The sequence below is a fragment of the Pseudoalteromonas sp. 68 DY56-GL68 genome (assembly GCF_041414825.1).
Taxonomy (GTDB): Bacteria; Pseudomonadota; Gammaproteobacteria; order Enterobacterales; family Alteromonadaceae; genus Pseudoalteromonas.
The window spans coordinates 421842-435938 of record NZ_JAOCZL010000018.1 but is presented as its reverse complement, the minus strand read 5'-3'; the positions used below and the strand labels follow the sequence as shown (position 1 = coordinate 435938).

9 protein-coding genes are annotated in these 14097 nt (G+C 40.0%); 6 read left to right on the top strand and 3 right to left on the bottom strand.

Annotation, left to right across the window (positions count from 1 at the left end; translation table 11 throughout):
- Window positions 1-19: 19 nt before the first annotated feature.
- On the bottom strand, window positions 20-688 hold the full coding sequence (locus tag NYF15_RS10430) for a DUF1826 domain-containing protein (protein ID WP_371353511.1): 669 nt from the start codon (window positions 686-688) through the stop codon (window positions 20-22).
- Entirely contained in the window at window positions 689-1885 is a 1197-nt protein-coding gene (zigA, locus tag NYF15_RS10425) for a zinc metallochaperone GTPase ZigA (RefSeq protein ID WP_371353510.1), read from the bottom strand.
- Between the two features lie 169 nt (window positions 1886-2054).
- Here zigA and NYF15_RS10420 point away from each other — a divergent pair, with 169 nt between their 5' ends.
- From NYF15_RS10420 to NYF15_RS10395, 6 genes are all read left to right on the top strand, one after another.
- Window positions 2055-3044 carry a Kelch repeat-containing protein gene (locus NYF15_RS10420; RefSeq protein WP_371353509.1) on the top strand — a complete coding sequence of 330 codons (990 nt, stop codon included), beginning with the start codon at window positions 2055-2057 and terminating at the stop codon, window positions 3042-3044.
- A 213-nt stretch (window positions 3045-3257) separates the two neighbouring features.
- Window positions 3258-5324 (top strand): catalase, encoded by a 2067-nt coding sequence (locus tag NYF15_RS10415; RefSeq protein WP_371353508.1) that lies wholly within the window; start codon window positions 3258-3260, stop codon window positions 5322-5324.
- Between the two features lie 68 nt (window positions 5325-5392).
- On the top strand, window positions 5393-6370 hold the full coding sequence (locus tag NYF15_RS10410) for a DNA topoisomerase IB (protein ID WP_371353620.1): 978 nt from the start codon (window positions 5393-5395) through the stop codon (window positions 6368-6370).
- A gap of 405 nt (window positions 6371-6775) precedes the next feature.
- Window positions 6776-9835 (top strand): Ig-like domain-containing protein, encoded by a 3060-nt coding sequence (locus NYF15_RS10405; protein WP_371353507.1) that lies wholly within the window; start codon window positions 6776-6778, stop codon window positions 9833-9835.
- Window positions 9836-10049: 214 nt separating this feature from the next.
- Window positions 10050-11051, top strand: a complete 1002-nt coding sequence (locus NYF15_RS10400) for a family 43 glycosylhydrolase (protein WP_341804009.1) — start codon at window positions 10050-10052, stop codon at window positions 11049-11051.
- Between the two features lie 176 nt (window positions 11052-11227).
- The gene (locus NYF15_RS10395) at window positions 11228-12823 is read left to right on the top strand and encodes an RICIN domain-containing protein (protein WP_371353506.1); all 1596 of its coding nucleotides are present in this window, start codon (window positions 11228-11230) and stop codon (window positions 12821-12823) included.
- A 53-nt stretch (window positions 12824-12876) separates the two neighbouring features.
- Here NYF15_RS10395 and NYF15_RS10390 read toward each other — a convergent pair whose 3' ends face one another.
- Window positions 12877-14025: a hypothetical protein gene (locus NYF15_RS10390; protein ID WP_371353505.1), complete on the bottom strand. Its 1149-nt coding sequence runs from the start codon at window positions 14023-14025 to the stop codon at window positions 12877-12879.
- Window positions 14026-14097: the final 72 nt, after the last annotated feature.

Sequence of the window (14097 nt, the reverse complement as noted above, 5' to 3'; positions counted from 1 at the left end):
TGTTTAGTTTGAGGTTTAATTAGGCAATAAAATCTAATGTGAGTAGTAAGCGCTTTTCCCCAGTTGCAACCTGTGGCGAGCGATGTACAAGGCCTAAACCTTCATTGCCTTGCCATGTTTCTCCTTTTAATAAGGCAACATCACCGACAGTTAATGATTGCACTTTAGTGTGTGGGGCAATTAAACCAGACTCCTGATCACTTAAACCTTGGTTTCCTGCGCCAAGTTTACTGCGGTCGAGTCCGCTATTCTGTAGCCATTCAGAGCCACTACCGCTATAGGTACTCACTAATCGACAAGGTACACGATCCACATGAAAGCGTGGACACATAGCCCGCTCAAGTACTTTTAGTCTTAAACCCACACGATTAAGCTCAAATAAATAGCAAAACATATCAACCAGCTGAGCAAGATCGGCTTTAAGCGCTTCTGCTTGAGGTAGTTTTTCGAGTGCTTTATCAATGTCTGCCGCAATCGCGTTTTGATTGATTACAGCGTTAATACTGAGATCTGCAAATGTTGCAACAGTCTCGATTACTTCAGTTTGCAGTTGCTGTGATAAGCTACGCTGCCAAATCGCGATGTTATGCTCGGGTTTATAGATTTGTGAAAATACTACTGGGCTCAATGCTGTTGCTGCCTCTGCCGGTAGGTTATCAGGATTATGTTCAAATGCGTGGGCTGTCATTTATGCTTCCTCCCAAATTGGAAATGGATCGGGTAGTGTTTGCCAAAGCTCTTTTCCCGCTAGCAGTTCATCATCGCTAAGCAAGCAGTTGTCGAGTGCGCGAGTGATTTCTACTTGATTGAGGTTTTGACCAATAAAAACCAGCTCTTGACGCATATCGCCAAAGGGCTCTTGCCAAACTTGGTTAATTGAATTTAAGTAGTCGTTGTCGGTTGGCCACTGATCTTTTGGTAAGGCCTTCCAAAATATCCCGCCAAAACCATAACGTGCAATACCGCCAGCTTGGTTCCATTGACAAGCAAACTGTGGTCGAGAGGCTAGCCAGAAATAGCCTTTTGAACGGAGTAGTTTGCCTTCGCGTTGACTATTATGAATAAAGTTATAAAATTTCTCGGGGTGAAAAGGACGCCTAGCCTCATAGGTAAAGCTACTAATACCGTATTCTTCGGTTTCTGGGATATGCTCACCGCGCAGCTCTTTTAACCAGCCTGGTGCTTGTTGTGCTTTTTCAAAATTAAACAAGCCCGTGCCTAAAATTTCATTGATATCAATTTGGCCATTTTCAATGGCAATAAGCTCTGCGGAGGTATTTAATGAGCTTAAAATGGCTTTTAAACTTTCAAGCTCATCTGCGTTAATTAAATCGGTTTTACTAATCAAAATTACATCGGCAAATTCAACTTGATCAATCAGTAAGTCGGCAACGCTGCGCTCATCTTCGTCACCTAAGTGTTCACCGGTTTCTTGCAAAAACTTGGCTTCGTTAAAGTCTTTTAGAAAGTTTACGGCATCAACTACTGTGACCATGGTATCAAGTCTAGCCACATCTGAAAGTGATACGCCATCTTCATCGGCAAAGGTAAATGTTTCGGCGACCGGAAGAGGTTCTGAAATACCGGTTGATTCGATAACCAGATAATCAAATTGCCCCGTCTCTGCTAAAGTGCGTACTTCTATGAGTAGGTCTTCACGCAGAGTGCAACAGATGCAGCCATTACTCATTTCAACCAGTTTTTCTTCGCCGCGATTAAGCGACACATCGTTTTTAACTGTCGCTGCATCTATGTTTATTTCGCTCATATCATTGACGATGACAGCTACTTTTTTGTCTTGACGGTTATTCAAAATATGGCTGAGTACAGTGGTTTTACCTGCACCCAAAAAGCCAGAGAGCACGGTGACGGGGAGTTTGCTCATGTTAGTGACCCTTAAATAGATTAAAAAATAACGCTAAATGTTTTGTTATAATATATCAGCTTTGTGTCGTTTAGAAATAGCTATACCTGATCTCGTTAGACTATTTGGCAGTGTACTTATAGGTACAGCTCACTTAAGCTTTATAATCGATTGCTTAATAAGGATTTATATGCGCTTAACCAAACTGTTCTTACCGCTTTTTATTACTTGTTTACCTTACACTTTATCGGCAAATGAGGAGTTCGCACCTGAGCTTCCCGAGGCTATACAAGAAATTTACCCAACAGTAATGAATAAACAAATTTGGGTTGCTGGCGGTATCTCTACTGAACTGCCAGCATCAACGGGTAAAATGACGGAAAAAGTTCACTTTTGGTCACCTGATTATGCAACTTGGCAATCAGCTCCAAGCTTGCCTGAAGGACGCCACCACACCTATTTAATTGCAGTAGAAAACAAATTATTTGCCTTTGGTGGTTTTGTTAATACCCAAGGCCAGTGGACGAATAGTCGTAATGTTTTAATGCTAGATAAGGGCGCCAAAGCATGGCAAAAGGTGGCGCGCTTACCTTTTGCGTTAAGTGAAACAGTAGGTGCAGTGCTTGATGGAAAGGTGCATTTAGTGGGTGGCCGCAGTCCAAGTAATGAACAAAATGGGCAGTGGCAACATAGTTTAGATAAAGCAGAACACCTTGTGTTCAACCCAAATAACTATGAGTTTGCTAAAGCAGCACCGTTACCCTTTGCACGTAATAGTGCGGCAAGTGTGCAGGTGAATGGCCGTTGGTTTGTGCTTGGCGGCAGAACCGTTGGTGGCGAACCTTTAAAAGATGTACTTGAATACGTGCCTGAGCAAGATCAGTGGCTAACTCATCCAGCCTTGCCAAAAGGTAGGGCAGGGCACGCTGCGGCAGCAATCGACAACATGATCTACATTTTTGGAGGGGAGCATAATCAAACTGTCGATAGTGAAATCTTTAAATATGATGTACTTAAAAAGCAATGGCATAAAGTGACCACGTGGTTAGCCCCTCGCCATGGCTTAGGTGCTGTTACTTTAAATAATCAAATTTGGCTCATAGGCGGCGCAAAGGCTGTCGGATTATCACAAACAACCAATGAACTTACATCTGCGCATGAGCTATTAAATAAGCGCTAATACAAAAATGTAGGACTTTGACTTGGTTTTAACTCATTAAAATCAAGTCAGAAAAGATTACAAACGTTATGTAATCTATTTACTTTATATCGTAACGACCTTTCTTAACTTATTGTTTATAAGTCAATTTTTTGTTGGCTTCTTTTTTGCTGACTAGTCTTTCACGTGTATTACGCGATGTTATATAAACGAGTAAATAAGAAAGGGAAACTCATGGCAGAGTCATTTAAATATTCAGGTCAAAAAGGGCATGGTGGCGAGCTTCACCAAACTGCGAACAATCAACACCCCACCATGACAACAGCACAAGGTTGTCCTGTTAGCGATAATCAAAACTCCTTAACCGCAGGCAAACGTGGTCCAACATTAATGGAAGATCACGTCTTCCGTGAAAAGATGTTTCATTTTGATCATGAACGTATTCCAGAGCGAGTTGTGCACGCAAGAGGCTATGGTGCACATGGTTACTTTGAAACATACGATACACTTGAAGATCTTACGTGTGCGGATATTTTTCAACGCAAGGGAGAAAAAACACCTGTTTTCACACGTTTTTCGACTGTAGCAGGTAATAAGGGCTCACCCGATTTAGCACGAGATGTGCGTGGGTTTGCAGTAAAATTTTACACCAAAGAAGGTAATTGGGATTTAGTTGGCAATAATATCCCTGTTTTTTTCATTCAAGACGCAATGAAATTCCCAGACTTAATCCACAGTGCCAAAGCCGAGCCTGATCGTGGTTTTCCGCAAGCACAAACGGCGCATGATAACTTTTGGGATTTTGTGAGTTTATCGCCTGAGTCTATGCACATGGTCATGTGGGCAATGTCAGACAGAGCGATTCCACGCTCATTACGTTTTATGGAAGGCTTTGGTGTGCATACATTTAAGTTTGTTAATGCGAAAGGTGAACAGAAGTACGTTAAATTTCACTGGAAACCAAAAGCAGGAATGCAGTCTGTGGTGTGGAATGAAGCATTAAAACTTAATGGTGCAGATCCTGATTTTCACCGTCGTGATATGTGGGAATCAATTCAAAATGGCGACTTTCCTGAATGGGAGCTAGGTGTACAAGTATTTGACCAAGCTTTTGCAGATAAATTTGAATTTGATGTTTTTGATGCTACAAAACTCATACCTGAAGAACAGGTGCCAGTAAAAATTATTGGTCGCATGGTGCTCGATAGAGTTGTCGATAACTTTTTTGCAGAGACAGAGCAAGTTGCTTTTTGTACTCAAAACATAGTACCTGGCATTGATTTTACCCCTGATCCACTATTGCAGGGTCGTAACTTTTCCTATTTGGATACGCAAACAAAGCGTTTAGGCGGGCCAAACTTTACCCATATTCCTGTTAATGCACCTAAATGTCCAATGCATCATTTTCATCAAGATGGTCATATGGCGATGCATAATCCTAAAGGGCGAGTAAATTACGAACCCAACTCTTGGCAAGGTGATGAAAACAACCCTCGCGCATACCCTGCACATGGTTTCAAAAGTACAGACGAAGACACACAAGGTGGCAAGCTGAGATACCGCTCAGACACCTTTAGCGACCATTACAGCCAAGCAAGGCAGTTTTATTTAAGTCAAACTCAAGTAGAACAATCACATATTCAAGATGCGCTGGTTTTTGAGCTTTCAAAAGTTGAGCATTTAGCGATAAGGGAGCGTGTCGTGTCTCATTTACTTAATATTGATAGCGAATTAGCTAAATTAGTGGCCTCTGGCTTGGGCTTACAAACAATGCCAGAACCTGCCGAAGCAGCACTCGAAACACGCCAAGACCTTCCAGTGTCTGATGCTCTAAGTATTCAAAAAAGTGCGTTAAATACATTCAAAGGGCGTAAGCTGGGTATTCTTGTGAGTGATGGCTTTGATGCTCAGTTATTTGATTCATTGCGTTGTGCGCTTAAAGAGCAAGGTGCAAATTTTGAAGTTATTGCCGCTCAAGTTGGTGGTGCGAAAAGCTCGACTGGTGAGCATCTAAGTGCCGATCAAGTTATTAATGGTGGTCCTTCGGTTTTGTATGATGCGGTGGCGCTACTGACAACAAAAGAAGGGGCCGAACAACTGAGTCATATTCCTGAGGCAAAAGACTTTGTTTCAGATGCGTTTTCGCATAACAAATTTATTGGTTATACCAAGGATTCAGTTGAGCTGCTAAAAGCGGTTGGGCTTGCTGAAAACCAAGATGATGGCGTCATTGATTTAGGCACCTGTCAGGTAGATGAGTTTTTAAATACATTAAAAAACCTTCGCTATTGGAAACGATAGAAACACACCTCAAGGCGGGCTTAGCTCGCCTTGAAAGGCTGTATTATTTAAGGTAGTGAGTAAGTGTGATGAAACTGATTTATGTTGATGATAATTTGCCTGGAATTACTCGAAAACGGCATTCAAAGTGCTGGCTTTACTACGACCCTACCGGCAAACGAATTACAGCAAAAAAGGAAATTAAGCGTTTAAATGCGCTGGCATTCCCTCCTGCTTACAGAGATGTTTGGCTTTGTCCTGAAGAAAATGGGCATATTTTAGCGACAGGGTATGATACAAAAGGCAGAAAACAATACCTTTATCATCCAGATTTTAGAGAGCAGCAGGAACTAAAAAAGTTTGAGGCCTGTGAGCTTTTTGGCACCAAACTTCCTTTATTGCGAGCTAAATTATCTGAATACTTACAAGGTAATGAGCTGGATTATCAACGGACATTAGCTGCGGTTGTCCGGTTAATGGACTTAGGTTCATTACGCGTAGGCTCAAAACGAAACGCGAAAGAAAATAACAGTTTTGGTGCAACAACGTTACGTAATCGCCACGCTAAATTAACGGGTAAAAATATTCGCTTAGAATATAAAGCTAAATCTGGCAAAGTGAGAGAGGTTAATCTTACAGATCGTGTTTTAAGCAGCATTATTAAAGAGTTGCAAGATTTACCAGGGCAAAATCTATTTCAATATAAAGAGGGTGGTGAATGTATTCCCGTGACCTCCCGTGAGGTTAATCAGTTTATTCAGCAAGTGATGGGAGAAGAGTTTAGCGCTAAACATTTTAGAACGTGGCGCGCCAGTGTTTTAGCATTCGAAGCTTTTTATAATGCTAAGAAAAAGCTCCCTTTGTGCGACATGCTAGAAACGGTATCGAGCCATTTGGGTAATACGCCAACGATAGCCCGTAATTCTTATGTTCATCCTGCACTGATTGATTTGTGCAAAGAAAGTGAAGCCACACAGGTACGTACAAGACAACAACTTAAGTTACCTCGTAAAACAAAATACTTGAGCCGGCATGAACGTGGCTTACTACTTTTTTTAGCGCAGTAACAGCTGCGTTGTTTTAAATGATGAACAGTGCAATAAAGCTATAGATACCAAAGCTTGAAGTAAAACCCAATAACTCATAATGCGTCGTCATAAAGATAATAAGCATCGTGTCAATACGATGGTTTAGGTATGGCTGCGCTAGTTTAGTTAACTCCTCCAAATTAGCGGTAAAGTTACTTTATCTATAAGGAGGTTAATTATTTAGAGTAAATTAAACGATATAAGTATAAATAGTTTTAAACCTGCTATTGACCTAGATTCCCTAGTAAAGGAAAATCGCGCGCTCAAATTTGTTCAATTAAGCAACTTAATTTTGAACACTTCTCAACAAGAGGGAATTTCTTTTTTGCTCTTGATATGAGTACGGGAACATAACAATAATTTTATACTGTTTAGGATAGGGAAATGACCAAGCTACCATATCTTGCGTTGCTGTTTTGCTCGCAATCACTTTTAGCCACAGAAAATACTACGCATTATAACCAATATGGTGATGCGACACTTTTGAGTTCGCAACAGATTAACTATGAAAAAACTTATTTTACTAGCCGCGATGAAAAGAATTCACAACCAAATTTAGATAGAACTTCTGGGCTAAACTTATCTAATGTCCTTGCAGATGAAAGCTTAGAGTTAACATCTATATACCGTCGTTACTCTTTGGGTAACTCAACAGGTCTTAAAGGTCTTTATTCTGTTGATTTGTACGGTAACGGTAATAAGCAAATTATTTCGGTGCAACGAAACAATATTAATATTATTGAGTATAAAGATAATCAATATTCAGTTGTTGAAGATTTCGATTATCAGGATTACATCATTGATAGTGAATTGGTAAGAAGCATTGCTGATGATACATATTATTTAATTCTTGTGATGAGGAATCAGATAGTAAAAATTAACTTACTAACAATGAAAACGGAAAGTACGAAGGAAGTATTTTCTAGCCAATCAGTGTTGGCGAGAGATATTAATAATGACGGTCAGGACGAGCTTATTGCTGTTGCCAATAGCCAGATTCTAATACTAGACCAATCAGACCTTTCAGTTATTTCAGAGCTTGAGTATAACGGTAACAAGTTTGTTGTTGGCTCGTTTACAGAACAAAATGTTCACGAATTAATGCTTGAAGATGGCCAGTTGTATCGTATCTCTGAAAATACAATAGATTATATAAAAACATTAAATACTCAACTAACAGGTATCCATTTACAGAGTGTTGATACAAACCAAGATGGCTTAGATGAAGTTATCAATGGAAATAGTTGGTATTCGATTGAACTAATTAGTCCAAACACAGACAGTATCATGTGGACAGCTAATAGCGATTTAGACATTTCAAGAATTATAGTTGCAGATGTTAATAATGATGGTGTCCAAGACCTAGTATATGGCGATGGTCAATGGGGACAAATTCATGCTTTATCTTTAAGTACTGGTCAGGAGTTTTGGCAGATCAATAATCCTGAACACAGTGTTTCAAGTATTTTGGTGGACGATTTTAATCTTGATGGTAAAACAGATATCGCGTGGGGGGCTGGTTATACGTCTTCAGGTCATGATGGGTTCCACATTCATACTGTTGAAGATAAGTCTAAGCAATGGTCTCAAAAGATCTTTACCTATTCGCAGTCTTTATTAGGACTTGCAGATATTGACGGTAAAGGTGGGATTGATGTTATTTTTTCTGAAAATGGCACAAATAAACTTCAAGTTATTGATATAGAAACAAAAGAGCAATTACTAACCAATATCGATTTAACCGATGGCTGGAATGACTACCAGTATATGGTTACAGCTGATTTATTCAATGATGGTAAAAACTATTTAATCGTCGCTGGTTCAGAAACTTACACAGGAAACATACAAGTATTTTCACCAGATAATGGAAATTTACTGTACACAGTTCCTTTTAAAAGTGGTGACCAAATTTCAACGATTGAAGCCTATGACATTAACCAAGATGGTCTCTTAGAGCTAATTGTTGGTAACGGCGCATCTCACAGCGGAAGCGAAGGCTCATATATACGAGTTTTTAACGGACAAACGGGTGAACTAATTAAGCGATCACCTCGTTTACAGGATTTTGGGAGTGGGGTATCTGGCATAGTCGTAGGCATAGATACCCAAGTAAATAACAAAGAGCTATTTGCTTTAATCGGTAACCAATTAGTTAAATATAGCTACGTTGATAATAGTATAACTAATTACTCATTAGGTAGCAGTTTTAAGGCGCTAGAGGGGATTGTTATTAATGGTGAGAAGTCGCTTTATGCAGCAAATGAATACGGCCTTTTATTCTCTTTGACAGAATCAGGAGAAATGTCAGAAGTTGCGAAACTATGTGACAATTCATTAAACAATGTTGTTTCTACACGTGCAGGCTTTATTCAATTCAGTTGTGAAGATAAGTTTGGAGAATATGACTTAAATAATAATGAACTGGTATATGAAGTAGCGCGTGCAAACCAGCAAAGTTCTATCGTTAGTGCAACTTATAAAGGTGTGGACTATTCATTACTTTCTGGAAAGTCTATAGAAGTGTTCTCGAATGAAGCAGCAACGACGTTAGTTAAACCTGATGATAGTCAAGCTACATCACACGTATTGATGCCTGTAGAGGTTAATCTTTCGTTAGCTGATATTGATTTCGTAGTATTCGAAAGTAGCCCAAGTCTTGGACAATTAACGTTTACTGACCGTCAAACAGGACAGTTTACTTATACACCAAACGGTGATGTAGGCGTAGATGAGTTAGCTTTTTATACAGTAAAAGGTCGTTCACGTTCTGAGCTAGCAACGTTTACTGTTTACTTAACTAACCAAGCTCCAATGGTTGAAAATTCGACGATTAAAACTCACTGGAATACACCGTTGGTACTTAACTTGCCAGCCTCAGATGCAGATAGTGAGCAACTTATTTTCACTGTGAAGAATGCGCCTCAGCATGGGCAGGTCGAGTTGCTTGATCAAAACTCAGGTGAAATAAGATATACCCCGAGTGGTGAATCTTTGCAGCCAGTTTCTATTACTTTTACTGCCAAAGATACGCTTGAAGAGACTGCGCTTGCGAATGTTGTTATTGAATTAACGAATACATCACCAATCGCCACAAATCTAAGTTATGAAACGTATTACTCAACAGTTGTTAATGGTCGCTTAATTGGTACAGATGCTGACGCAGATAGGTTGGAATTTGAGGTCATATCGAATCCTAGTTCTGGCGAGCTTAGCTTTGATAAAGATACAGGTCTATTTGTGTACAAGCCAGTCGGTGAGTCTTCTCACTCAGTTAACTTTAGTTATCTAGTAACAGATAAGTTTGCCACATCAGAAACTAAAACAGTGACGATTAACGTTGTTGGTAAAGGAAATAGTTCAGATTCAGGCTCCGGTGGTAGTATGTATTATTTAATACCTTTGTTAGTGCTCTCTATTTTACGAAGAAGAAAATACCAAATGTAAGTGGTTTACTTTAGTATTCTGTAATTACGCTTTAGATATGTGCTGTGTCGACTGGATTGGTACAGCGCATTTTTTAGAGTGCATAAAGCCTGACTCAACCCTTAGTATTCAACTTACATTTATCCTAACTGTCTGCTAAAAATGATGTTATATTTGTGTTCTTATCTAAAAGTAATAAAATAATACAAATTAAAATTAACGATCAGGTTTAAACATGACATTACAAACAAACAGCCCGTTAGTCGAACAGCGTGCCGACCCGTTTGTGCATAAGCACAGCGATGGTTTTTATTATTTTACAGGTTCTGTACCAACGTATGATCGCATTGAACTTCGTAAATCTGCGACATTAGAAGGCTTAAAAGACGCTGAGACCTTTGATATTTGGTTTAAGCATGACAATGGCCCAATGAGTCGCCATATTTGGGCACCTGAAATTCATTATCTGGATGGTAAGTGGTATATCTATTTTGCAGCCAGCCAAGAAGACGATATTTGGGCATTACGCCCGTATGTGCTTGAGTGTCAAGGTCAAGATCCGCTAAATGATGAATGGGTTGAGCTTGGTATGATGCAAGCGGCTGAGGGTGATGAAAAGTCGTTCACAGACTTTTCACTGGATGCGACTATTTTTGAGAACAATGGCAAACGTTATTTCTGTTGGGCAGAGAAAACCGGCGGCCAATTTGCTGCATCAAACCTGTATTTAGCTGAGATGGAATCACCAATTAAGTTAAAAACAGCACAGTTTATGCTGACTACACCTGATTACGACTGGGAGCGTGTGGACTTTTGGGTAAACGAAGGCCCTGCAGTGCTTAAGAATAACGGCAAAATTTTTATCGCTTTTTCTGCAAGCGCAACAGGTGCATGTTACTGCATGGGCTATATGGAAGCCGATGAAAACAGCGATTTACTTGATCGAAATTCGTGGACTAAAACACGCATGCCAGTACTTGAAACAAGCGTTGAAAAGAAAATTTTCGGGCCTGGTCATAACTGTTTTACGGTTGCTGAAGATGGCGAAACACCATTATGTATTTATCATGCCCGTGACTATGAGCATGCAGTCGGTGAGCCAAGTGTGGTGCCAAAAACGGATACACGTCCGCTTGAGGAAATTGTAAAAGATCCGCTTTACGATCCAAACCGACATGCCCGCATAATGGAAGTAAAGTATGATGAAAATGGTCGACCATTATTCGAATTGTATTAATTAATGTTAGCTGCAATTCAAGCCACCTCTAGGTGGCTTTTTATTTCTGTCCCCAGCCTGTTTTCTTAAAGTTAAATTTATTTACATAAAGTAAACAAAATACTTTATTTTGGGAACGAATGGTTTAGACTTTACCTCTTAAGTATTTTTATATTACAAATTTAAGAGGGATAGTTTTGAAAACAATAAACGTCATTAAACAAATTGGCTTGGCTAGTCTACTTCTGAGCTGTTTGACATCTTTACCACTACAAGCGGAAGATTGTACTGCAATGCCAGAATCAGGTCAGTTGTATTCCGTTATTAACCGTGGGTCTGGCTTAGCGTTAGATATCAATACAAGTGATACAAGTGCAGCACCTAATGTCATAACTTATGACTATTGGGGGGGAAACAATCAAAAGTTTCAGTTCATTAAAGAAAGCGATGGATATTGGGTTATCCGATCTAAGTACAACAATAAAGTATTGGATGTACTTAACTCATCTCAATCAAATGGTGCTAATGTTATTGTTTATGATGATTGGCAAGGAGCCAATCAACGTTGGCAGCTTAAAGCATCGTCATCAGGTGGGTTTAATATTATTAATAAGTTAACCAATAAATCACTGACTGTGGCAGGCTCAAACAATGTGGCTAATGTGTATCAAAATGATGACGCAGGAATAAGTTCTCAAAGATGGTTTATAAACCCTGTTGATGCAACATGTGGCAGTGACGGAGGCAGTCAGCCAACGCCAAGTGATTTAGTTGGGTTTGCTGCACAACCAGGTCAAGATGGCCTAACGACAACAACCGGTGGCGGTAATGCAACACCTGTTAGGGTTACAAGTTGCAGTGCTTTAAGTGACGCTTTAAGCTCGCCTTCTGCCAAGGTGATCCACATACCCGATAATACGACGATTAACTGTCACACTAACAATAGAACAGTGCAAGCATGTCCTTTAGATTGCGGCCAATGGAATGATTACGGTAAAACATGGTATCGAGTGCCTGTAGGGAATCAAAGCTGTAGTGAGCTGGGCAGCTCTTCCAATTCACCCGTTAATGTAACGCGCAATGACCGTCGTATTATTGTTCAGTCTAATAAAACGTTACAAGGTTTGGGTAAGAACTCAAAAATTGTTGGTGCTAGCTTAGTCATCAGCAAGCAACGTAATATTATTATTAAAAATGTCATGCTGGAAAATATTAACCCTGCACTCGTCGAAGCGGGCGATGGAATTTCAATTGATGATAGTAGCCATGTTTGGGTTGATCATATGGCGTTTAATAAGATCAGTGATGGTTATATTGATGTTGATAATAGTCAGAATATTACCCTAAGTTGGAATCGTTTTTATGGGTATAACACTCAAGTTTGCGCTAATCAGCATTGGTACACGCATTTATTCAGAAACTCACAAGTCACAGCTCATCACAATTTTTGGGATACTGCGGCAGGGCGAAACCCTAAAATAGATGGTTACAACTCACGAGTTCATATGTTTAATAATTACTGGAAAAACATTACCTATTTTGCAATTAGTGCCAGTGATGGTGCAGAAGTACTTGTTGAGAATAACTATTTTGAAAACTCAGCGAAGCCACATTGGAATCAAGGTTCGGGTTACTTCAGTGCATCAGGAAACATTTACACAGGGCGCTCAGCGACAGATCAATATCGTGATAATGGTGCAACAGTGTTTAGTGATGTTCAGCTTTACCCGTATAGATTAGATAATGCAAATACTTTGGGGAGCCAAGTAGATGGAGGAACGGGCCCGCAATAGGCCGTAGGTTTTATTGCTCAGCGAATGCATTAAACACTCGCTGAGCTACTTAACTAGAGTGCTACAAGGCTGTGTTCGAGCATCGCTTTGATTTGTTTAACGATTTTTGCTTCTGTTTCTGGCTCAAATTGCGCAATACGAGGGGTATGAATATGCCCTGTTGGAATATCTGAGTTAAGTTCATCACGAAGGCGAATACTACGGTACGAAATTTCGTTTGATAAGTAGCCACCGCCACCACCTTTGACTGCGATGGCACCTTCAAGTTCTTTGAGTGATTTTGGCTCAAAAGCCTTTTCAAGTGTAACGACCTTATGGTTATCGTTAATTGGGAAGGGGCCTTTCGCTTTTTGCATTTGCTCTACGGGTAGGCTAAACGTCACAAACTCATTGCCTGGTAAGGGGCGGTTATGCAAGCTTGATATTTTTGGATTAGTCTCTGTTCCACCATAAACAATATTGGCGTTATCGGGTGCTGTTACGCTGCGACGTTTACCTGGGAAGCGTTCTAAGTCAAAGTCTTTACTACCCATACTGATAGTGGCAATCATATCTACATTGTTCAGTGCATAATACGGCGCAAGTAATGATTCAATAATACCTTGATCAAAGTCTTCATAGCGCACAGGCACCATCACTGTGTTGATCTCAGCAGTAATACCCTGATAGCTAATTACTTGCCCGTCGAGTAATAATGCGGCAACGCCAGATGGGTTACTTTGGTTGATATTTCTATCAAGTAAAAAAGGATCAAAGCCGGTAATTAATATACGTTTGTCGGTTTTTTTACTGAAATCAAGGTCGGTACGACCACGGCTGCCATTTTCTAGCATGGTTAACAGCGCAGCTTGCTCGCTGTCAGTTATTGCAAACTGTGGCTTGTTGGTACGAATAACTTTACTTGAAAGTAAGCGTGCCCAATAAAGTTCACGGTCGTCGTAGCTGTTGTTTTTTTTGATCTGTGCTTTTGCATCACGCCATAATTGTTTTGAGTAGTCATCAATAAGATCACTTGCTTGCTGGTAGCTTGTGGTTGCTTGCCAAGCATTTTTAAAATGACTTATGTCATCACTGAAAGCGTTTAAGACCTTTGGCATTGCCTCTGTCGCTTTTTCAATACGCAGTTCTTCAACAGTTAAATTGGCTGCAAACGCCGTAAATGACGAGGCGATGAAGCTGGTGGCAAGTAAAACTTTTTTCATGATTATCCTATTGTGTAACAGCAAGTTTTTAGGCTTTTGTTAACTATCCTATGGATAAAAGCTGATCGCAAA